Genomic DNA, 21166 nt, shown 5'->3' with positions numbered 1-21166 from the left:
GGTCGCGGGGTGACGGGGGGGGGGTGGGGGTTGGGCGTCGGCCCGCCGGCGGGGGGCGGGGGGGCCGCCGCGGCGGCCGCGGCCGCCGCGTCGATCGTGGCGGGCGGGTCGCCCGCGCCGGGCGCGATGACCCACGCGTGGCTGTTCACCGGGCCGCCGGGCTCGGGGCGCTCGGTCGCGGCGCGGGCGTTCGCGGCCGCGTTGCAGTGCACCGCCGTGGACGACCGGCCGGGCTGCGGCACGTGCGCCGGCTGCCACACGGCGTTGGCGGGCACGCACGCCGACGTGCGGGTGGTCGCGCCCGAGGGGTTGTCGATCTCGGTGGCCGAGATGCGGTCGCTGGTGCAGGTCTCGGCCCGCCGGCCGACGTCCGGGCGGTGGCAGGTGGTGATCATCGCCGAGGCCGACCGGCTCACCGAGGGCGCGGCGAACGCGCTGCTCAAGGCCGTGGAGGAGCCACCGGCGCGGACCGTGTTCCTGCTGTGCGCGCCGTCGGACCACCCCGAGGACGTGTCGGTGACCATCCGGTCGCGGTGCCGGATCGTGTCCCTGGCGACGCCCCGGGCCGCCGCCATCGCCTCGGCGCTGGAGGACGAGGGCGTCGCGCCGGAGATGGCGGCGTGGGCGGCGTCGGTGTGCGGCGGGCACGTGGGCCGGGCGCGGCGGCTGGCCACCGACGAGCAGTCGCGGGCCCGGCGCGAGGCCGTGCTGCGGATCCCGGTCGCGCTGCGGCGGCCGGCGGACATCTTCACCTGCGCCGACCAGCTCGTGTCGGCCGCCGAGGGCGACGCGCTGACCGCGAACGAGGGCCGTGACCAGGCCGAGCGGGAGGCGTTGGAGACCGCGATGGGCGCGGGTGGGACGGGCAAGGGCACGGCCGCCGCGACCCGGGGCGCGAAGGGCGCGCTGAAGGACCTGGAGAAGCGGCAGAAGTCGCGGGCCACCCGGACCCAGCGCGACTCGCTCGACCAGGCGCTGGTCGACCTGGCCGCGTTCTACCGGGACGTGCTGGTGACCGCCGCGGGCGCGCCGGCCGCGCTCAACCACCCCGACCGGGCCGGTGACGCGCGGGCCGCGGCGGCGGCGTGGACGCCGGAGTCGACGCTGCGGCGGCTGGAGGCGGTGCTGAACTGCCGGACCGCGCTGGAGCTGAACGTGAAGCCGCGCATCGCCATCGAGGCGATGCTGACCACGTTGCAGCGCGGCTGACGGGGCTCAGGCCGAGGGCGGCCGGGGCGTGGCGGCGGTCGGGCGTCGGGCCGGCAGGGCGGCGACGACGATGACGCCGATCAGCAGCAGCGCCGTGCCGGTCCAGAAGATCGGGACCGTCCGGTACGCCGCGTTCGTGTAGGCCAGCTGCTGGCCCGGCGTCGGTGGCGCCGCCTGCCCGCCGCCACCCGGCGGGGTCGCGGGGGGCGCGCAGACGACGCCGCCGGTCGGGGCCGCCGCGCGCACGACCTGCTCGCCCAGGGACACCTGCGCCAGCGCCGATGGCAGGTTCGGCAGACCGAGCGCGTCGGTCGGCAGCAGCTGGAGGTCGAGCAGGCGCGCGGTGGCCCCGAGCATGAACCCCTTGATGGTGGGTCCGCCCTGCTGGAGGGGGCCGTCGAGGTCGGTGTCCTTCCGGTTGAGCTGCGCGACCTGGAGGCGCAGCACGCCGATGTCGAGCTTGGGCAGGCCGTCCGCCAGGGCCCCGACGAGCGGCAGGTCCCGGCCCGGGACGAGGCCGATCGGCACGTCGAGCTTCGGGTTGGCGGCGTCGAGCGTGCCCAGCTCCCGGCCGCCCTGGCTCACCCGCAGCACGGGCGCGGTGTAGGAGATCGACGAGGTGGCCCGGTCGCCGGTGGACAGCGCGACGAGCGTCGGTTGGCTCACCACGTCGACGCGGATCTCGGCCGGCGTGCCGGCCAGGAGGCGGATGCTCGCCGCCTGGAGCGTGGACGTCGACTTGACGGCCTTGTTGGGGCTGCCGGGCAGGTCGACCAGCTCGACCACGGAGTGGGCGCGGAGCGTCTCGGGGAGGCTGAGCAGCGAGCCGTTCGCGCCGGTGTCGGGTGTGCCGGAGAGCAGGCCGCCGAGTCGGCTGAGCGGCGCGGTGAGCTGCTTGACGGTGTCGACCAGGGACTGCCGCGCGGCGGCGTCGAGCCGGGGCTGGTCCTGGGCGAGCAGGCCGGTGAGGTCGGGGGTGCTCGGCAGGGTGGGGATCGCGTTGAGGACGCTGAGGGACGCGACGGAGGTCTTGGCGTCGGCGAGCGGCGTCACGCACGGGCCGAGCCGGTCGTCCCAGCGGGCGTGGGCGCTGCCGTCGAGCAGGCCGACCTCGAGCAGGGCGTCCAGCGGGGTGGCGGGCGGCGTGAGGCCGCCGGTGACGGGCGCGGCGTTGTCCGGCGAGGCGGTCTGCACGAGCGTGCCGGGCGTCTGCGGCGCGCGGCCCCCCACGGCGAAGCCCAGGGGCGAAGCCTGCGCCACGGCCCGCTCGTAGGTCAGGAACGCCTCGGTGTTGGCCTGGGCGGACGCGAGCCCGACCCCGATCTCCGCCGCGGACCGCTCGGGCAGTTGCTCGCCGAAGCCGGGCAGGATCGAGGCGGTCGGCGTCGAGCCCGGCGCGAGCCGGACCACGGCCAGCCCGGTGCCCGCGTCGCCGATCGCGTGGGCGGTGGGCGCGGGCGTGGCGGACATCGGCGGCTGGTCCGGGTCCCGCGGTCCGGGCACCGGCGTCGTGGTCGGCTGGGCGAGGGCGGGCGCGGCGCAGAGCGCGACCAGCACGGCGGCGGCGGGCAGGGCCATCAGGCGCATGCGGTCGAACCTCCCGGGGAGCGGCCTCTCGTCGCGACGTCGGGGTGAGCGCCGTCACTGCCCGCTCTAACGACCCAACCCCGGTGCGGTGACGCCGGGGCGTTGGGCTATAGTTGTCGCGTCTCGCCGCCTTAGCTCAGTCGGCCAGAGCGGCTCACTCGTAATGAGCAGGTCGTCGGTTCGATTCCGACAGGCGGCTCAGCGGGACGGGGACCAAGTCGGGCGACCGGCTTGGTCCTCTTTCTTTTCCGGTCGAACCCGGTCCGTCACGGGTGGGACGGCGGCGTTGCTCCGTCCGGGTGACCTTTTCCCCATCGGCGTCAGCGGTGAGCGAGGGTGTCGTTGCCACCGTGGAGGTGATGGCGATGGTCACGATGGTCCTGCTGACCGTGTTGGCGTTGCCGCTGGCCGTTCTCGCGGCGCGGGTCGGCCGCCGGCGCTGGGTGCGGCGGTGCGCCGTGGCGCGCGCCCGGGCCGAGCTGTTCCGGCACTGGATGCGGGACGAGCCGAGCGGGCGTCACCTCATCCGGTCCTGAGCACCGGGGCCGCGATCCGGGTGATCACGTCGCCGTAGCGGCGGGTCAGCTCGGCCTTCACCTCGGCGGGCGTGCCCACGACGGCGAAGGCGGCCAGGACCTCGTCGGTGACGGCCGCGGTCATGTCGTCCCACCGCTGCCGCCGCGACAGGCGGTGCAGCTCCTCGTGCAGGTCGCCCCAGCCGTGCAGGTCCAGGACCTTGCGGTAGGCGGGCGTCGAGCCGTAGAAGGCGATCTGGCGCCGCGCCTCGGCCACCCCCTCCTCGTCGCACGCCACCAGCGACGGCCCGCTGATCTCCAGCCCCGCCAGGGGTTTGCCCGCCCTGGCGCGGCCGCGCGCCAGCGCGGGCAGCGTCACCTCGCGCAGGTAGCGCTCGGTGGTGAAGGCGTGGCACAGGAAGCCGTCCGCCACCTCGCCCGCGACCTCGGTCATCAGCTCGCCGACGCCCGCCAGCCACACCTTCGGCGGGCCGTGCGGGTTCGGGCCGGGGTCGAAGAACGGCGTCATGAGGGTGTGGGTGAAGAACTCGCCCCGGAACCGCGGCCGTTCGCCGGTGGCCCAGGCGTGCCAGATGGCGCGCAGCGCCAGCACGAACTCGCGCATCCGGGCGGCGGGCCGCGACCAGGGCATGCCGAACCGCTTGGTGATGTGCGGCTCCACCTGCGACCCGAGGCCGAGGTGGAACCGGCCGCCGGACAGCAGCTGGAGGTCGTTGGCGAGCACCGCGGTGCTCATCGGGTTGCGCGCGAACGCCACCGCGATGGCCGTGCCCAGCTCGATCCGCTCCACCGCGCCGGCCACGCGGGCCAGCGCGACGAACGGGTCGTGCCGGGTCTCGGCCAGCCAGAACCCGTCGCACCCCTCGGCCTCCGCCGCCCGCGCCGCGGCCGGCACGGTGAGCGGGTCGTAGCCGACCTCCACCCGGTCCACCTTCACGACGGGCAACCTACTCGCAGGCGACCCCGTCCTTGTCCCGGTCCAGCGCCGCGCGGTAGCCGGGGTCGCCGGCGTAGAGGGGCGCCTTGCCCGCGGCGCGGACGGCGTCGCAGTTCGCGTAGTACGCGGCGGCCGGCGGTTCGGGCCGGGGAGCCGGCGGGGGCGGGGCGTAGGTCGGCACGGGCGCGGGAGGCGGTGGCGGACGCCGCCCAGCACTCGCCCGGCTGCGCCGGCCCGGCCGGCCGCACCCGTCCTCCGCCGGAAAGGGTGATCGTGCGGGCGTCCACCACTGGGCACGTCCGGTTGATCACTCGCCGTCAGCGGTTCGGGCGCAGGGTCCAGACGACGGTCATCTCGCCGGTGGTCACGCCGTCCGCGTCGGTGATGGTCACGGCGACCGGGAACTCCGGCCGCGTGCCCGACTCCAGCTCGGCCACCACCTCCGCCGCGGGCCGGCCCAGCACGGCCTCGGCGCGCAGCACGCCCAGCGCCAGCTTCCGGTAGGCGATCTCCGACCGGACGACCAGCGGCGTGGCGGTGGCCAGGTGCGGGGCGAACGCGGCCATCACCACCGCGCCCGAGGCGGTCTCCGCGACGCCGAACATCATCGCCGCGTGCGGGCCGCCGACGTGGTTGCGCACCTCCTCCCGGTCGGGCAGCTCGGCGACCACGCGGTCGCCCGTGACGTCGAGGAACTCCACGCCGGCGGTCTTCACCCACGGCACGGCCTGCTTCATCGCGTCCGCGACGAACGAGTGGTCAGCGCTCATGGCCAGGATGCTACCGGCCGGTAACCACGAGACGCGCGTCACCGGTATTTCGTTTGCCAGGAGCCCGTGACCGAGCGCATGCTTGTATTCGGCAACTAGTTGTTTGATGCAAGCAAACGGAGCGTGCGATGGTGACCCCGGTGGGTGACGACGTGAGGGCCGACCAGCTCGCCCTGGCCGACCGGGTCGGCATGGCGCTGGTCCGCCTGAACAAGATGCACGCCTGCGTCGCCGCGCACCTGAGCAAGTCGGGCCTGGACAAGGCGTCCTTCGTGCTCCTGGCGAACCTGAACCACCTGGGGCCGTCGCGGTCGAGCGCGTTGGCCGAGGCCGTGTACTCCGACCCGTCCACGGTCAGCCGGCAGGTGGCGACGCTGGTGAAGGACGGCCTGGTGGAACGCCGGGCCGACCCGGAGGACGGCCGCGCGAGCGTGCTGGCGGTGACGGAGGCGGGGCAACGCCTGCTCGCCGAACGCCGCGAGCAGCGCAACCAGGCGCTGGCCCGCCTGTTCTCGGACTGGTCCCCGCAGGAGTGGACCCGGTTCATCGAGTACTTCGAGCGCTTCGTGGGGGACTACGAGAAGGCGCTCCCGGATTTCATCGCTGAGGGCGGACTGGGGCCGCGCTCAGAAGGGGAGAAGTGATGTCGGAAACGACAACCCGAGCGGACGCGCCGCCACCCGGCGCCGCCCTGCTCACCCACCGGCAGATCCTGACGATCCTGTCGGGCCTGCTGCTCGGGCTGTTCCTGGCCGCGCTCGACCAGATGATCGTGGCCACGGCCATGAAGACCATCGCGGACGAGCTGCACGGCCAGACGCTGCAGGCGTGGGCGACCACCGCGTACCTCATCACCGCGACGGTCTCGACGCCGCTGTACGGCAAGCTGTCCGACATCTACGGCCGCAAGCCGATGTACCTGACCGCGATCTCCCTGTTCCTCGCGGGTTCGCTGCTGTCCGGCATCGCGAACTCGATGTACGAGCTGGCCGCGTTCCGGGCGGTGCAGGGCCTCGGCGCGGGCGGCCTGATGTCGCTGGCCATGGCGATCCTGGCGGACATCACCTCGCCGCGCGAGCGCAGCCGCTACACCGGCTACTTCATGGCGGTGTTCGGCATCTCCAGCGTCGCGGGCCCCGTGGTCGGCGGCCTGTTCGCGGGCATGGAGTCGTTCCTGGGCACGGCCGGCTGGCGCTGGGTGTTCCTGATCAACGTGCCGGTCGCGCTGGTCGCGCTGGTCGTGGTCGCCAAGGTGCTCAACATCCCGCACCAGCGGGTGAACCACCGGATCGACTTCGTCGGCGCGGGCCTGCTGACCCTCGGCCTGGTGCCGCTGCTGATCGTGGCCGAGCAGGGCCGCGAGTGGGGCTGGGCGTCGGGCACCGCGATCGCGATGTACGTCATCGGCGTGGTCGGCCTGGTCGGGTTCGTGCTGGCCGAGAAGCGCATGGGCGACGAGGCGCTGCTCCCGCTGCGCCTGTTCCGCCGGCAGACGTTCTCGCTCGGCAACACGATCAACTTCATCCTGGGCGTCGGCATGTTCGGCGCGATGGTGTCGCTGCCGCTGTACCTGCAGATCGTCAAGGGGTACTCGGCCACCCAGTCCGGCCTGATGATGCTGCCGCTGACGCTCGGCATCATGACCGCGGCGGGCACGAGCGGCAACATCACCGCGAAGACCGGCCGCTACAAGGTGTTCCCGGTGCTCGGGTTCGGCCTGATGACGATCACGCTGTTCCTGTTCAGCTGGGTCGGCACGGACACGCCGATCTACCAGCCGCTGGTGCTGATGTTCTTCACCGGCGCGGGCCTGGGCCTGTGCATGCAGACCCTGCTGGTGGCGATCCAGAACGACGCCGAGCCGCGCGACATGGGCGTGGCGACCTCGTCGGCCACGTTCTTCCGCCAGATCGGCGGCACGGTCGGCACCGCGGTGTTCCTGTCGATCCTGTTCAGCACGGTCGGCGACAAGATCGGCAACGCGCTGCGCGCGGCGGCCGGCACGCCCGAGTTCCAGGCGGCGCTGGCCCGGCCGGAGAACCGCGAGTTCGCCGCCGGCCTGCAGAGCGGGTCCGGGTTCGACCTGGACAACACGGAGTTCCTGACCACGCTCGACCGCGTGCTGGCCCGGCCGTTCCTGGACGGCTTCTCCGGCTCGATCGACCTGGTGTTCCTGGTCGGCAGCGTGGTGACGCTGGTGGGCTTCGCGGTGGTCTGGTTCCTGCGCGAGGTGCCGCTGTCCAACCGCTCCGGCCTGGAGCGGGTGAAGGACGCGAGCGACGAGGGCGAGCAGCCGGCCCCGATCGCGATGCACTGACCGTCGAACGCGAAGAGGCCCGTCCCCGGCGTGGGGCGGGCCTCTTCGGCGTGTCGGCGCGGTGTCCGGGTCAGTGCTCCTCGCCGCGCGCGACGGCGTCCTTCAACCGCTGGTAGGAGCGGACGATCTCGGCCTCGGCCTCGGTGCGGCCGACCCACGTCGCGCCCTCGACGCTCTTGCCCGGCTCCAGGTCCTTGTAGACCTCGAAGAAGTGCTGGATCTCCAGCCGGTAGAACTCGTTCAGGTGGTGGATGTCGCGCAGGTGCTCCGACCGCGGGTCCTCCGCCGGGACGCAGAGCAGCTTGTCGTCGCCGCCCTTCTCGTCGGTCATGCGGAACATGCCGATCGCGCGGGCCCGGATCAGGCAGCCGGGGAACGTCGGCTCCTGGACGAGCACGAGCGCGTCGAGCGGGTCGCCGTCCTCGCCGAGCGTGTCGTCGACGAACCCGTAGTCCGCCGGGTACTGAGTGGCCGTGAACAGGGTCCGGTCGAGCCGGATGCGCCCCGTCTTGTGGTCCATCTCGTACTTGTTGCGGACCCCCTTGGGGATCTCGATGGTGACGTCGAACTCCACTGCGCGGTCCTCGCTCGTCTTCGCCGTTCGTTACGCCACTAGTGTGGACTACGACGTCTCGTCAACCCTTTGCCGAGGGTGTGACGTTGCCCGTACCCGACCGCGGAGGACTGCGTGCCCGACGAGCCATCGTGGCCGACCGTTGACGGTGACGAGGTCGACCGCGAGCCGCCGACGATGCAGGTCAGACGGCCTGACCCGCCGACGGTGCGGATCAGCGCCCCGACGCCGGCCGAGCCCCCGCGGGTGCCGCCGAAGCCCGTTGCGCCGCCCCCCGCGCCGCCGCGGAAAGAGATCAAGTCGGAACCTGAACCGGTCCCTGAACCGATCACGGAACGTGAAGAGCCTTCGCCGCCGGCACGGCGGCGCAAGCGCCCGTTCGTGTTCGCCGCCGTGGCGCTCCTGGTGGTCGCGCTCGCCGGCACGGCGGTGGTCGGCACGCGCCAGGGGTGGTTCGACGGCACGCCCGCCGCGACGACCGCCGCGCCGTCGCCGCCCGCGCCCGTGACGTTGGCGATGCAGGCCGTGGGCACGGGCGGGGCCGCGCCGACGGCCGCGGGCGTGCGGGCGGTGCTGGCCGGCCCCGCGGCGAACGGCGTCCTCGCGCCGCTGTCCGGCCTGGTGGTGGACCCGGCCACCGGCACCGCGCTGTGGAACCAGGGCGAGACGGCCCCGCAGACGCCCGCGTCCACGATCAAGGTCCTGACCGCGGCGGCGGCGCTGCTGGCGCTCGACCACACGTCGCGGTTCTCGACCAAGGTCGTGCGGGGCTCGCAGCCGGGGTCGGTGGTGCTGGTGGGCGGCGGCGACCCGACGCTGTCGTCCCTGCCCGCCGGGCAGACCACGGTGTACCCCGGCGCGGCGACGATGGACGACCTCGCGGCGCAGGTGCGCGCCTCGGGCGGCCAGATCACGCAGGTGCAGTACGACGTGTCGCGGTACGCGGGGCCCGGCATGGCCCCGGGCTGGGACCCCGGCGACGTGCCGAACGGGTACGTCTCGCCGATCGAGCCCGTGATGCTGGACGGCGGTCGCGGCGACCCCACCAAGTACGACACGCCGCGCACGTCCACGCCCGCCGAGGCGGCCGCGCGGGCGTTGGCGCAGCGGCTCGGCGTGCCCGCGGTGGCGGCCGGGGTGGCGTCGTCGGGCGCGGAGGTGCTCGGCGAGGTGCAGTCCGCGCCGGTGGACCGGTTGGTCGAGAACCTCATGCAGATCTCGGACAACGTGCTGGCCGAGACGATGGCGCGCGAGGTGGCCAAGGCGCGGGGGCTGGAGCCGTCGTTCACGGGCGCGGCCAAGGCGGTGCGGGACGTGCTGACCGAGAACGGGTTCGACCTGTCGACGTCGACGATCGTGGACGGCAGCGGGTTGTCGCCGAACGACAAGGTGCCCGCCAAGCTGCTCGCGGACGTCCTGGCGGTGGCGGCCAAGCCCGACGCGTCCGACCCGAAGACGGCGAAGCTGCGGCCGCTGCTGACGGCCCTGCCGGTGGCGGGCGGCAGCGGCACGCTGGCCGGGCGCTACGAGCAGTGGGGCGCCGGCGGGCGCGGCTGGGTCCGGGCCAAGACGGGCACGTTGACGAGCGTGAACACGCTCGCGGGCGTGGTGGTGGACACCGACGGCCGACTGCTGGTGTTCGCGTTCATGTCGTTGAGCCCCGAACCGAACAACACGCTGGTGCGCGGCGGGCTGGACGAGATGGCGGCGGCGCTGCGCACCTGCGGCTGCACGTCCTGAGCGGTGAACCCGGGTGTTCCCAACGTAGGACACACGCGTTCCGAACGTAGGACACACGCGTTCCGAACGTAGGACACTCGCGTTCCGAACGTGGGACTCGCGCGTGAGCCCTACGTTCGGGAGGCGTGGACGGGAGTGTTGTCCCGGTGGTCCGCGCAGGTAGCGTCAGGAGGGTGAACCCGGCGACGCAGGACCGCAGTGCCCCGGTCGATTGGGCCCTGGCCGTCACCACGGCGACCAGGCTCCTCCGCCCCGGCCCGATCGTGCCCAGAGCCGAGGCCGACGTGGCCGTGCACCGCCTGCGGGAACTCGCCGTGGACGCCGAGGTGCACGTGCGCGCGCTCACCGGCCTCGGCCACGGGCTGCCGCTCCAGCAGGGCGAGGTCGTCGACCGCCCGGGGTGGGTGCGCGCGGCCGTGCGCGGCCTCTCCGCCCTGACCGACGGGGCGCTGCCGAGGCAGTCCGGCGCGCTCAGCGGCGTCCTGGCGGGCACGGCGGGCGTGCAGGCGGGCGTCGTCATCGCGTTCCTCAGCGGCCGGGTGCTCGGCCAGTACGACCCGTTCTCCGAGGGCGGCCGGCTGCTGCTCGTGGCGCCGAACATCGTCGGGGCCCAGCGCGCGCTCGACGTCTCCGGCGAGGACTTCAGCATGTGGGTCTGCCTGCACGAGGGCACCCACCGGCTCCAGTTCACCGCCGTGCCGTGGCTGGCCGACCACTTCGCGGGCCTGGTGGCGGCGCTGCTGGGCAGCATGGACGAGAGCTCCGCGCCCCGCCTGCGCGACCTGCCCAAGCGGCTGCGCGAGGCGGGCGGCCTGGTGGACCTGCTCCAGAGCCCGGCCCAGCGGGAGGTGCTCGACCGCCTCATCGCGTTGTCGACCCTGCTGGAGGGCCACGCCGACCACGTCATGGACGCCGTCGGCCCGGACGTCGTGCCGTCGGTGCGCACCATCCGCGAGCGCTTCACCGCCCGCCGCCAGGGCGGCGGCCTGCTGGACCGGGTGCTGCGCACGCTCCTCGGCGTCGAGGCCAAGGTCCGCCAGTACGCGGAGGGCGCGGCGTTCACCGGGCACGTGGTCGACGCGGTGGGCATGGAGCGCTTCAACACCGTCTGGACCAGTGCCGACACCCTCCCGACCCGTGCGGAGATCGCCGACCCGGCCGCGTGGCTGCGTCGCGTCCAACCGTGAACGGACCGCTCGCCGAGGTGCGCACGGCGGTGAAGCGGTTCCTGCGCGAGCACCGGCCCGAGCGGGTCACCGTCGCGGTGAGCGGCGGGGCGGACTCGCTCGCGCTGGCCGCCGTGACGGCGGGGCTGACCGAGGCGTCCGCCGTCGTCGTGGACCACGGCCTGCAACCCGGCTCGGCCGAGGTCGCCGAGCGCGCCGCCGGCACGTGCCGGGAACTGGGCCTGACCGCCGAGGTACGCCGGGTGGTCGTCACCGGATCGGGTGGACCTGAGGCGGCCGCGCGCCGGGCCCGGTACGCCGCCCTGCGGCCGGAACGCGGCCTCGTGCTGCTCGGCCACACCCGTGACGACCAGGCCGAGACGGTCCTGCTCGGCCTCGGCCGCGGCTCCGGGCCGCGCAGCATCGCCGGCATGCGCCCGCACGACCCGCCGTGGGGCCGGCCGCTGCTGCGGGTGCCCCGGGCCGTGACGAAGGCCGCGTGTGACGAACTCGGCCTGACCCCGTGGGACGACCCGCACAACGCCGACCCCCGCTTCACCAGGGTCCGCCTGCGCCGGGAAGTCCTGCCGCTGCTGGAGGACGTGCTCCAGGGCGGCGTGGCCGACGCCCTCGCCCGCACCGCCGCCCAGCTCCGCGAGGACAACGACGCGCTGGACGAGCTGGCCGAGCGCTTCGACGGCGACTGCCGCTCGGTGACCGACGTGGGCCGCCTGCCGGCCGCGTTGCGCCGCCGCGTCCTGCGGCGTTGGCTGCTCGCGGAGCGGGTGCCCGAGTTGTCCGACTCGCACCTGCGCCGGGTGGACGCGCTGGTGAGCGAGTGGCGCGGGCAGGGCGGCGTGTGGCTCCCGGGCGGCTTTGTGGCTCGGCGCGCGCATGGCAGGCTGCGAGTGGAACCAGTGCAGTCATGACAAAAGGGGAACCGTCCGTGTACGACGGCGACATCAGCTCCGTGCTCATCACCGAGCAGGAGATCAGCGACAAGGTCACCGAGCTGGCCAACAAGGTCGCGGCTGACTACCCGGCCGACGGCGGCAACGACCTGGTGCTGATCACCGTGCTGAAGGGCGCGGTGATGTTCATGACCGACCTGGCCAGGGCGCTCCCGGTCCCGGTGCAGCTCGAGTTCATGGCGGTCAGCTCCTACGGCTCGTCCACCTCGTCCTCGGGGGTGGTCCGCATCCTCAAGGACCTCGACCGCGACATCGCGGACCGCGACGTGCTCATCGTCGAGGACATCATCGACTCCGGCCTCACGCTGTCGTGGCTGCTCAAGAACCTCGCGTCGCGCAAGCCGCGGTCGCTGGAGGTCTGCACGCTGCTGCGCAAGCCCGACGCCGTGAAGGTCGAGGTGCCGGTCAAGTACGTCGGTTTCGAGATCCCGAACGAGTTCGTCGTCGGCTACGGCCTCGACTACTCCGAGCGCTACCGCGACCTGCCCTACATCGGCACCCTGGACCCCAAGGTCTACTCGGGGTGAGGTTGCCGCTGCTCCGCAGACGGCGGGCTCGGCCGCCTGGGGAGTCGGCCCATCGCGCCGCGTGTCCCGCCGATCGAAGAGCGTGATCGGCGGGAAAGGCGACGCGACAGGCCGACGCGGCCTCGCGGGGTGGTCGGGTCCTCTAACAGTTCGGCCGGCAGCGGCGCTGGGAGATGCCGTCCAGCAGGACGCCGCGGATGTCCTCCGGCTCCATGGCCTGGTACGCCTTGCCGCCGGTGGCCTCGGCGATCTGCCGCAGCGCGTTCATGTCGGCGTCCGCGCCCAGCCCCACCATGATCATCGGCACCGGGCGGGCCGGGTCGGCTTCCCGCTTCAGGGTGGCCAGCAGGCCGGGCAGGTCGATGCTGGAGATGTCGTCGTTGCTGCCGTCGGTGATCAGCGTGACCGAATTGATCTTCGACGGGTCGTAGGTCCGCTGCACGTGCCGGAACGCGGCCAGCGCGGTCTCGTTCAGCGCCGTCCCGCCGCCGACCAGGCCGGGCAGGCTGCCCGCGCCCTTCTGCAGCTGCACCCGGCGCGGCGCGCCGTTGATCGGCTCGCCCAGCGGCCCGACCGGCACCAGCTCGACCCAGTCGTCCGGCGGGTTCTTGTCCGTCGAGAACGCCCAGAGGCCGATCTCCGAGGTGTCGGGCAGCATGCCCAACGCGGTCAGCGCCGCCTCGCGGGCCGCCTCGACCCGGGTCTGGCCGTTGCTCATCTTCTCGGCCATCGAGCCGGACACGTCCAGCACCGCGAGCAGCCGGGTGTCCAGGCTCACCGCGCCCCACGTGCGCAGCAGCTCGGCGACCTGGTCGGGGTCCGGCGTGGCCACCACGGTCACGTCGTCGCCGCGCACGCCGTCCGCGTCGTTCGTCCAGCCGCCCGGCGCCCGCCCGTCGGGCGTGCGGAAACCCGCCTCGGCGAACCGCTGCGCGGTCCGGTCGGTGCGCAACGCCTGCTCGAAGCCCTCCGCGGCCTCCGCGACGCCGTCCTGCTCGCCCGCCCGGCCGACCCGCACCACCGGGTAGTCGAACGCGACCGTGCCCTCCTTGGGGTACGAGGCGACCACCCGCCGGGAGCCCGCGGCCCGGTTGGCGGACAGCACGGACTGCTCCGACGCGGTGAACACCGGCGCGTTCTCCTCGCCCTGCACGACCTTGCCGAACGCGTCCCGCACGGACGGCAGCGCGTTGCGGCCGACCCGCAGCAGCGCGCCGATCAGCTCGGGCTTCGGCGTGCCGTCCGGGTTGCCGAGCTGCGAGCGGATGACCGCGAGCGTGGCCAGGCCCTCGGTGGACGTGGTCGGGTCGCTCAGCGTCACCGGCACGGTCGGGTCGACCACCTTCGCCCACGACACGTGCGTGATCGGCCAGCCGAGCGCGCTCATGGACCGCTCGGAGCCGGCGATGACGACCGGCGAGCTGGCCAGCGACGCCCGCACGTCCAGCCGCGGGGCGTCCGCGCCCTCGTCGCCTGCCTGCCGCTGGGTCTGGGCGGCCCACATGGACGAGTCCGGCACCCACAGCGCGGGCGGGTTGATCTGGGCCGTCGGCAGCTCGTTGGCCACGTCGGCCGCGCCGCGCGCCTCGACCTGCACCTGCACGCACCTGCCGTCGACCATGGGCCGGTCCGCCTGGTAGTCGTCCGCCGCGCCGCGCACGACCTCCTCGACCGCGGGGGTGACCGCGACCTTGAGGGGCAGCGTGCCCCGGCACTCGGGTCCGCTGGTGGCCCGCAGCGCCACGACGGTGATGCCCGCCGCGGCGACGACGCCCAGCAGCGCGCCCACGGGCAGGACGGCGCGGCGGAGGCGGCCGCGCTCCGGGTTGCGAGCTGACATGTGACGTACCTCGGTGGTGTTCACCCTTTCGGGTGGAGGGTGACGAGCACTGGGTGAAGCCGAGGATGACACGGCTCACTCACGTGACAAACTCTCGTGTTCTACGTCACTCGAACGGTCCTCACGTTGTTGCTACCTGCTAGTAACGCACTACCCCCGGTCAGGGTTACGGCCCCCACGCCCGCCCGGTTCACGATCGCGTCGACCGGCCCGCCGAACCGCCGTTGACCTGCGCTCCGTGTCCGCGGTCACCACGGGAACACCGGGCGGCCCTCGCCCGTTGGTCCGGCAAGACGCGACAGGGCCCGCACGCGGAGCGCTCCGCCCGAGCCATGGGCGGTAGTCTGGTCGGACGGGTGTGCCCGTCTGCGCCCGTCGACAAGTCAGGGAGGGTCGAGGCCGCCCGCCGGCCGTAAGTGCATGGACCGCAAGCGCCTGCTTCGCAACCCGCTGCTGTGGATCGTGGCGGTGTTGCTGCTCTTTTACGCCTTCAACGTGCTCTTCGACGACAACCGGGGCTACACCCCGATCAAGACGTCCCAGGCACTGCAACAGATCCGGGACGGCCAGGTCAAGGAAGCCACGATCGAGGACAAGGAGCAGCTCCTCAAGCTCACCCTCAACGACGGGGTGACCGTCGAGGGCAGCAACCGCGTGCGCGCCCAGTTCCCGGCGAGCTCGACGGACGAGGTCTTCACCATCCTCGACCAGGCGAGCAACAAGCCGGTCGTCGAGACCAAGGTCACCCAGGACTCGTTCCTGATGCAGATGCTGCTGTACCTGGTCCCGCTCGGCCTGCTGCTGCTCCTGCTGATGTGGATGATGAACAACGCCCAGGGCGGGGGCAACCGCGTCCTGAACTTCGGCAAGTCCAAGGCCAAGCAGCTGTCCAAGGACATGCCCAAGACGACGTTCGCCGACGTCGCGGGCGCCGAGGAGGCCGTCGAAGAGCTGTACGAGATCAAGGACTTCCTGCAGAACCCGGGCCGCTACCAGGCCCTGGGCGCGAAGATCCCCAAGGGCGTGCTGCTCTACGGCCCGCCCGGCACCGGCAAGACGCTGCTCGCGCGCGCCGTGGCCGGCGAGGCCGGGGTGCCGTTCTACTCGATCTCCGGCTCCGACTTCGTGGAGATGTTCGTCGGCGTCGGCGCCTCGCGCGTGCGCGACCTGTTCGAGCAGGCCAAGCAGAACGCGCCGTGCATCATCTTCGTGGACGAGATCGACGCGGTCGGCCGCCACCGCGGCGCGGGCCTCGGCGGCGGGCACGACGAGCGCGAGCAGACGCTCAACCAGCTCCTCGTCGAGATGGACGGCTTCGACTCGCGCGGCGGGATCATCCTGATCGCGGCCACCAACCGGCCCGACATCCTGGACCCGGCGCTGCTGCGCCCCGGCCGCTTCGACCGGCAGATCCCGGTGTCCGCGCCCGACCTCAAGGGCCGCAAGCAGATCCTCCGGGTGCACGCCAAGGGCAAGCCGTTGGCCCCGGACACGGACCTGGACGGCCTGGCCAAGCGCACCGTCGGCTTCTCCGGCGCGGACCTCGCCAACGTGATCAACGAGGCCGCGCTGCTCACCGCCCGCCAGAACGGCACGGTCATCACCGGCGCCGCGCTGGAGGAGTCGGTGGACCGCGTGATCGGCGGCCCGGCCCGCAAGAGCCGGATCATCTCCGAGAAGGAGAAGAAGATCACCGCCTACCACGAGGCCGGGCACGCCCTGGCCGCGTGGGCCATGCCGGACATCGACCCGGTCTACAAGGTCACGATCCTCGCCCGCGGCCGGACGGGTGGCCACACCCTGTCCGTGCCCGAGGAGGACAAGGACCTGATGACCAGGTCCGAGATGATCGCCCGGCTGGTGTTCGCGCTGGGCGGCCGCTCCGCCGAGGAGCTGGTCTTCCACGAGCCGACCACGGGCGCGTCCAACGACATCGAGCAGGCGACCAAGATCGCCCGCGCGATGGTCACCGAGTACGGCATGTCCGCCCGGCTCGGCGCGGTCAAGTACGGCCAGGAGCAGGGCGAGCCGTTCCTCGGCCGCACGGCGGGCCGGCAGGCCGACTACTCGCTCGAGGTCGCGCACGAGATCGACGAGGAAGTCCGCGAGCTGATCGAGGCCGCGCACACCGAGGCGTACGAGGTGCTCAACACCTACCGCGACGTGCTCGACGCGCTCACGCTGGAGCTGATCGAGAAGGAGACCCTGCACCAGAAGGACCTGGAGCGGATCTTCGCCAAGGTCGAGAAGCGCCCGCGGATCACCAAGTTCAACGACTTCGGCCACCGCACCCCGTCGGACAAGCCGCCGGTCAAGACCCCGGCGGAGCTGGCCAAGGAGCGCGGCGAGCCGTGGCCGCCCGCGATCGAGGACACCCTCGACGCCGAACCGCCGACGCCGGACCCGACGCCCACGCCGCCGAACGGCAGCAACGGCGTGCAGGGTTCGCCGTACCCGCCGGCGCAGCCGTACCCGCCGCAGGCGCAGCCCTACCCGCAGCAGGCGCAGCCCTACCCGCCGCAGCACCCGTCGTCCGGCCCGCCGAACTACGGCGCGCCGCCCGGGTGGACGCCGGCCACGGTGCCCGGCGGCGACCGGCAGCCACCCCCGTGGCAGCCGGAGCCGACGGACGCGGACTCGGGGAAGCGGTCCTTCGACACGGACCCGGACAACCGCACGTGACCGAGAACGGCACCGCGCTCGACCAGACCGGCCCCTCCGCGAACGGGGGGGCCGGTCTCGCGCGCCGGCCCTTCGACCAGCGGCGGGCCGAGGCGGCGGTGCGCGAGCTGCTGCTCGCGTGCGGTGAGGACCCGGAGCGGGAAGGGCTGCGCGACACGCCGGCGCGGGTGGCGCGGGCGTACCGGGAGCTGTTCGCCGGGCTGCACACCGACCCGGACAGCGTGCTGGCGAGGACGTTCGACGAGAGCCACGAGGAGTTGGTGCTGGTCACCGACATCCCGATGTTCTCGTTCTGCGAGCACCACCTGCTGCCGTTCCACGGCGTCGCGCACGTCGGGTACATCCCGAACGAGCAGGGCCGGGTGACCGGGCTGTCGAAGCTGGCCCGGCTGGTCGACCTGTACGCCAAGCGGCCCCAGGTGCAGGAGCGGCTCACCTCGCAGGTCGCCGACGCGCTGATGCGGCGGCTGGAGCCGCGCGGCGTGATCGTGGTGGTCGAGGCCGAGCACCTGTGCATGGCCATGCGCGGCGTGCGCAAGCCCGGCTCGCGGACCACGACGTCGGCGGTGCGGGGGCTGCTGCGCAGCTCGGCGTCGTCGCGGGCGGAGGCCATCGAGTTGATCAAGGGACGTTCGCGGTGAGCGTGCCCAGGCCGGGGCACTGCGTGGTGATGGGCGTGCTCAACGTCACCCCGGACTCGTTCTCGGACGGCGGCCGGTACCTCGACCTGGACGACGCGGTGGCACACGGCGTGGCGATGTTCCGGCGCGGCGCGGACCTGGTGGACGTCGGCGGCGAGTCGACCCGGCCCGGCGCGGACCGGGTGCCGCCCGAGGTCGAGGCACGGCGGGTCGCCCCGGTGATCCGGGCGCTGGTCGCCGAGGGCGTGCCGGTCAGCGTGGACACCACCCGGGCCGAGGTGGCGCGGGCCGCGCTGGACGCGGGCGCGTCGATCGTCAACGACGTGTCCGGCGGGCTGGCCGACCCGGGGATGGCGCCGCTGGTGGCGTCGGCGGGCGTGCCGTACGTGCTGATGCACTGGCGCGGGCACAGCAGGCGGATGGACCGGCTCGCGGTGTACGACGACGTGGTGCGGGACGTGCGCGACGAGCTGTGCCGCCGGGTGGACGACGCGCTGGCCGCCGGGGTGGCGTCGGACGCCATCGTCCTCGACCCCGGGCTGGGGTTCGCGAAGAACGCCGAGCACAACTGGCGGCTGCTGCACGGCCTGGGCTCCCTGCTGGAGCTGGGGTTCCCGGTGCTGGTCGGCGCGTCGCGCAAGCGCTTCCTCGGCGCGTTGCTGGGCGACCGCGCGCCGGACGGCCGCGAGGACGCGACCGCGGCGGTGTCGGCGCTGGCGGCGTTCAACGGCGCGTGGGGCGTGCGGGTGCACGACGTCGGGCGGTCGTTGGACGCGGTGGCGGTGGCACGGGCGTGGAGGCAGGGGCATGACTGACCGGATCTCGTTGCGCGGCCTGCGGGTGCGCGGGTTCCACGGCGTGTTCGAGCACGAGAAGCGGGACGGCCAGGACTTCCTGGTCGACATCACCGCGTGGCTCGACCTGTCGCGCGCGGCGGCCACCGACGACCTGCGCGAGACGCTGCACTACGGCGAGCTGGCCGAGCGGGCGGCGGCGATCGTGGCGGGCGGGCCGTACGACCTGATCGAGACGGTGGCGGGCAAGGTCGCCGACGAGGTGATGACCGACCTGCGGGTGCGGGCCACCGAGGTGACCGTGCACAAGCCGTCCGCGCCGATCCCGCTGGCGTTCGGCGACGTCTCGGTGACGATCCGGCGGACCCGTGACTAGGGCGGTGCTCTCGCTCGGCTCGAACCTGGGCGACCGGCTCGGCTACCTGCGGCTGGCGGTGGCCGGGTTCGCCGACGTGCTGGTGGCCGCGTCGCCGGTGTACGAGACCGCGCCGTGGGGCGTGACCGACCAGGGCGACTTCCTCAACGCGGTGCTGGTCGTGTCCGGCGACGAGGACGAGTGGGGCTGGCTGCGCCGCGGCCAGGCGCTGGAGCGGGCGGCCGGCCGCGTGCGGGAGCGGCGCTGGGGACCGCGCACCCTGGACGTGGACGTGGTCACCGTGGACGGCGTGCGGTCCGCGGACCCGGAGCTGCTGCTGCCCCACCCCGGCGCGCACGAGCGCGCGTCGGTGCTCGCGCCGTGGCTGGACGTGGAGCCGGACGCGGTGGTGCCGGGGCACGGCGCGGTGCGCGACCTGCTGGCCGCGCTCGGGCTCGACGGGGTCGCCCGGCGGGACGACCTCCGCCTGACCTGATCGGCGCTGCGGGGTCCGGGCGGCGGGGTTAGCGTGGCCGCGGAGGTGGCGCGATGAGCAACGCGGTCACTTACGACGCCGCCCGGCGGCGGATCATCGGCCTCGCCACCGGCGGCGACCCCGACGCGGAGGTCGCGGCGTGTCCCGGGTGGACGGTCAAGGACGTGGTCGCGCACCTGGCCGGCGGGCTGGGCGACGTCACCGAGCGGCGGCTCGACGGCGTCGCGGACGGGTCGTGGGGCGAGCGGCACGTGCGCGACCGGCGTGACCGGACCATGGGCGAGCTGCTGGTCGAGTGGGAGCGGAACTTCGAGCTGTCCGAGGGGTTGTTCGACTCGCCCACGGGCGCGGTGCTCGTCACCGAGGTGGTCTCGCACGAGCACGACATCCGCACCGCCCTGGGCCGGCCGGGGGAGCGCGACGGCGTGGCCGTGCGGGCGGCGCTGACGCGGCCGTTGCAGGAGCTGGACCGGCGCCTGCGGGAGGGGCGCCTGCCCGCGCTGCGGATCACGTTGGAGCACGGCGACCGGGTCGTGGGCGAGGGCGAGCCTGTCGGCGGGCTGCGGACGTCGGCGTTCGAGCTGCTGCGCGTGCTGGGCGGGCGGCGCAGCGAGGCGCAGGTGCGGGCGCTGGACTGGGACGTCGATCCCGCGCCGTGGCTCCCGGTGCTGTCGCTGTTCGGCCGGCGCGACGCCGCGCTGGTCGAGTAGTCGGGGACGATGGTGGGGTGAGGTTCACCAAGCCCCGTGACCTGCTCGCCGCCGGACTCGTCGCGGGCCTGCTCGCGCACCTGCTGATCAGGCTCGCCTACGACACGCTGCCGCCGTTGCCGACGTTCGCCGGGTTCACCCTGCTGGTGATCGCCCTGGTGAACCTGTGGCTCGCGTTCTCGCTGCGGGCCCGCATCCTGCGCAAGCCCGGCGCGCGCCCCGTCGAGCCGTTGACGGCGGCGCGGGCGGTCGCGTTCGCCAAGGCGTCGTCGGTGCTCGGCGCGATCATGCTCGGCGCGTGGGCGGGCGTGCTGGTGTACGTGGCGCCGGTGCGCGACGAGTTCGAGGCGGCCGGGCACGACGTGGTCAGCGGGATCGTCGGCGTGGTCTGCGCGGCGCTGCTGATCGCCGCCGCGCTGTGGCTGGAGCGCTGCTGCAGGACGCCCGACGACCCGCACCTCGACCAGTGAATGCGGACGCGGAGGTCTCAATCGGATAACTGACCGGTACGGTAGACGCCATGACCGGGCGAGGCGCGTCGGCTGAGGACGAGCAGCGAGATCACGGTCGTGGCCCCGGGCGCCTGCTGCTGGTAGCGGCACTGGCGCTCGCACTGGGCGCCGCGGCCGTGCTGGTGCTGAGCGACAACGCCCGCTGGCTGCGCCTGGCGGTGGTCGCGGCGCTGTGGGCGGCGCTGGTCGGCGCGTTCCTCGCGGCGCGCTACCGCAGGCAGGTCACCGAGCGCGAGGACGAGGTGGCCGACCTGCAGTCGGTCTACGAGCTGGAGCTGGAGCGCGAGATCGCCGCCCGGCGCGAGTACGAGCTGGAGGTCGAGGCCGAGACCCGCAAGCGGGTGCAGGAGGAGGCCAAGGACGACCTGGAGGCGCTGCGCGCCGAGCTGCGCGCCCTGCGGGAGAACCTGGAGGCCCTGCTCGGCGGCGAGGTGCTGGTCGAACGGGTGGCGCTGCGCGCGGAGTCGACCCGGATGCGCGCGCTGTCCGACCAGTCCCGGCTGATGGCCGTGGGCGACAAGCGGATCATCACGGCGGGCGCGGGCGTGCCGGTGACGAAGAAGGCCGCGGAGAAGCCGCAGGCCGACCGGACCGAGCTGATCGAGCGGGTCGGCGACGGCGCGCGCAAGGATCCGGTTCGGCGTCCCGAACCGACGCGCCCCGAGCCCGCGCGACGGGAGCAGGCCCAGCCGGCGCGCCGGGAACCCGCGCGGGCGACGGCGCAGCCGCGCCCGGGGGCGCCCCGGGGGGGGGGCGCGCGCCCCCCCCCCCCCCCCCGGGGGGTTAAGACAACTCCCCACCC

General features: G+C 73.7%; 22 protein-coding genes and 1 tRNA gene. 17 read left to right on the top strand and 6 right to left on the bottom strand.

Annotated features, from left to right (window positions below; translation table 11 throughout):
* Positions 1-9 precede the first annotated feature (9 nt).
* Positions 10-1209 (top strand): DNA polymerase III subunit delta', encoded by a 1200-nt coding sequence (locus tag ACFXGA_RS00115; protein WP_378082964.1) that lies wholly within the window; start codon positions 10-12, stop codon positions 1207-1209.
* A 6-nt stretch (positions 1210-1215) separates the two neighbouring features.
* Here ACFXGA_RS00115 and ACFXGA_RS00110 read toward each other — a convergent pair whose 3' ends face one another.
* Positions 1216-2796: a hypothetical protein gene (locus ACFXGA_RS00110; protein ID WP_378082764.1), complete on the bottom strand. Its 1581-nt coding sequence runs from the start codon at positions 2794-2796 to the stop codon at positions 1216-1218.
* 125 nt (positions 2797-2921) lie between these two features.
* Here ACFXGA_RS00110 and ACFXGA_RS00105 point away from each other — a divergent pair.
* A tRNA-Thr gene (locus ACFXGA_RS00105) sits at positions 2922-2995 on the top strand.
* A 166-nt stretch (positions 2996-3161) separates the two neighbouring features.
* Positions 3162-3332: a hypothetical protein gene (locus ACFXGA_RS00100; RefSeq protein WP_378082761.1), complete on the top strand. Its 171-nt coding sequence runs from the start codon at positions 3162-3164 to the stop codon at positions 3330-3332.
* On the opposite strand, the gene ACFXGA_RS00095 is transcribed toward ACFXGA_RS00100, so the two are convergent.
* From ACFXGA_RS00095 to ACFXGA_RS00085, 3 genes are all read right to left on the bottom strand, one after another.
* On the bottom strand, positions 3319-4269 hold the full coding sequence (locus ACFXGA_RS00095; protein ID WP_378082760.1) for a TIGR03617 family F420-dependent LLM class oxidoreductase: 951 nt from the start codon (positions 4267-4269) through the stop codon (positions 3319-3321). The two genes, ACFXGA_RS00100 and ACFXGA_RS00095, sit on opposite strands and share 14 nt — an antisense overlap.
* A 10-nt stretch (positions 4270-4279) precedes the next feature.
* On the bottom strand, positions 4280-4450 hold the full coding sequence (locus tag ACFXGA_RS00090; protein WP_378082759.1) for an excalibur calcium-binding domain-containing protein: 171 nt from the start codon (positions 4448-4450) through the stop codon (positions 4280-4282).
* Positions 4451-4586: 136 nt separating this feature from the next.
* Complete coding sequence (locus ACFXGA_RS00085) at positions 4587-5039, bottom strand: DUF4442 domain-containing protein (protein WP_378082758.1); 453 nt, start codon at positions 5037-5039, stop codon at positions 4587-4589.
* 140 nt (positions 5040-5179) lie between these two features.
* On the opposite strand from ACFXGA_RS00085, the gene ACFXGA_RS00080 reads away from it, so the two are divergent.
* The gene (locus tag ACFXGA_RS00080) at positions 5180-5683 is read left to right on the top strand and encodes a MarR family winged helix-turn-helix transcriptional regulator (RefSeq protein ID WP_378082755.1); all 504 of its coding nucleotides are present in this window, start codon (positions 5180-5182) and stop codon (positions 5681-5683) included.
* The gene (locus ACFXGA_RS00075; RefSeq protein WP_378082754.1) at positions 5683-7356 is read left to right on the top strand and encodes an MDR family MFS transporter; all 1674 of its coding nucleotides are present in this window, start codon (positions 5683-5685) and stop codon (positions 7354-7356) included. Before ACFXGA_RS00080 ends, ACFXGA_RS00075 begins: the two co-directional genes overlap by 1 nt.
* A gap of 70 nt (positions 7357-7426) precedes the next feature.
* Here ACFXGA_RS00075 and ACFXGA_RS00070 read toward each other — a convergent pair whose 3' ends face one another.
* Positions 7427-7930 (bottom strand): inorganic diphosphatase, encoded by a 504-nt coding sequence (locus ACFXGA_RS00070; protein ID WP_378082753.1) that lies wholly within the window; start codon positions 7928-7930, stop codon positions 7427-7429.
* 381 nt (positions 7931-8311) lie between these two features.
* Between ACFXGA_RS00070 and dacB the strand changes: the two genes are divergently transcribed.
* From dacB to hpt, 4 genes are all read left to right on the top strand, one after another.
* Positions 8312-9670, top strand: a complete 1359-nt coding sequence (dacB, locus tag ACFXGA_RS00065) for a D-alanyl-D-alanine carboxypeptidase/D-alanyl-D-alanine-endopeptidase (protein ID WP_378082752.1) — start codon at positions 8312-8314, stop codon at positions 9668-9670.
* 173 nt (positions 9671-9843) lie between these two features.
* Positions 9844-10857, top strand: a complete 1014-nt coding sequence (locus tag ACFXGA_RS00060; RefSeq protein ID WP_378082751.1) for a zinc-dependent metalloprotease — start codon at positions 9844-9846, stop codon at positions 10855-10857.
* Positions 10854-11765 (top strand): tRNA lysidine(34) synthetase TilS, encoded by a 912-nt coding sequence (tilS, locus tag ACFXGA_RS00055; RefSeq protein ID WP_378082750.1) that lies wholly within the window; start codon positions 10854-10856, stop codon positions 11763-11765. Before ACFXGA_RS00060 ends, tilS begins: the two co-directional genes overlap by 4 nt.
* Before the next feature lie 17 nt (positions 11766-11782).
* Positions 11783-12334 (top strand): hypoxanthine phosphoribosyltransferase, encoded by a 552-nt coding sequence (gene hpt, locus ACFXGA_RS00050; protein WP_378082963.1) that lies wholly within the window; start codon positions 11783-11785, stop codon positions 12332-12334.
* A 142-nt stretch (positions 12335-12476) separates the two neighbouring features.
* Here hpt and ACFXGA_RS00045 read toward each other — a convergent pair whose 3' ends face one another.
* The gene (locus tag ACFXGA_RS00045) at positions 12477-14174 is read right to left on the bottom strand and encodes a substrate-binding and VWA domain-containing protein (RefSeq protein ID WP_378082748.1); all 1698 of its coding nucleotides are present in this window, start codon (positions 14172-14174) and stop codon (positions 12477-12479) included.
* A 420-nt stretch (positions 14175-14594) separates the two neighbouring features.
* Here ACFXGA_RS00045 and ftsH point away from each other — a divergent pair, with 420 nt between their 5' ends.
* The 8 genes from ftsH to ACFXGA_RS00005 all read left to right on the top strand — a co-directional run.
* Positions 14595-16856 (top strand): ATP-dependent zinc metalloprotease FtsH, encoded by a 2262-nt coding sequence (gene ftsH / locus ACFXGA_RS00040; RefSeq protein WP_378082747.1) that lies wholly within the window; start codon positions 14595-14597, stop codon positions 16854-16856.
* Positions 16853-17497 carry a GTP cyclohydrolase I FolE gene (gene folE, locus ACFXGA_RS00035; RefSeq protein WP_378082745.1) on the top strand — a complete coding sequence of 215 codons (645 nt, stop codon included), beginning with the start codon at positions 16853-16855 and terminating at the stop codon, positions 17495-17497. The genes ftsH and folE overlap by 4 nt, the downstream gene beginning before the upstream one ends.
* 29 nt (positions 17498-17526) lie before the next feature.
* The gene (folP, locus tag ACFXGA_RS00030; RefSeq protein WP_378082961.1) at positions 17527-18312 is read left to right on the top strand and encodes a dihydropteroate synthase; all 786 of its coding nucleotides are present in this window, start codon (positions 17527-17529) and stop codon (positions 18310-18312) included.
* Positions 18305-18667 (top strand): dihydroneopterin aldolase, encoded by a 363-nt coding sequence (folB, locus tag ACFXGA_RS00025; RefSeq protein WP_378082744.1) that lies wholly within the window; start codon positions 18305-18307, stop codon positions 18665-18667. Before folP ends, folB begins: the two co-directional genes overlap by 8 nt.
* Entirely contained in the window at positions 18660-19142 is a 483-nt protein-coding gene (gene folK, locus ACFXGA_RS00020; RefSeq protein WP_378082742.1) for a 2-amino-4-hydroxy-6-hydroxymethyldihydropteridine diphosphokinase, read from the top strand. Before folB ends, folK begins: the two co-directional genes overlap by 8 nt.
* 53 nt (positions 19143-19195) lie before the next feature.
* Positions 19196-19852 carry a maleylpyruvate isomerase family mycothiol-dependent enzyme gene (locus tag ACFXGA_RS00015; RefSeq protein WP_378082740.1) on the top strand — a complete coding sequence of 219 codons (657 nt, stop codon included), beginning with the start codon at positions 19196-19198 and terminating at the stop codon, positions 19850-19852.
* A gap of 17 nt (positions 19853-19869) precedes the next feature.
* Positions 19870-20322 carry a DUF3180 domain-containing protein gene (locus tag ACFXGA_RS00010; protein WP_378082738.1) on the top strand — a complete coding sequence of 151 codons (453 nt, stop codon included), beginning with the start codon at positions 19870-19872 and terminating at the stop codon, positions 20320-20322.
* A gap of 50 nt (positions 20323-20372) precedes the next feature.
* Positions 20373-21166 (top strand): DUF6779 domain-containing protein (locus ACFXGA_RS00005; RefSeq protein WP_378082737.1); only part of this gene is annotated, 794 nt, incomplete at its 3' end.

Source organism: Actinosynnema sp. NPDC059335 (assembly GCF_042752395.1).
Classification (GTDB): domain Bacteria; phylum Actinomycetota; class Actinomycetes; order Mycobacteriales; family Pseudonocardiaceae; genus Actinosynnema.
This window is presented reverse-complemented; position numbering and strand designations above follow the sequence as displayed.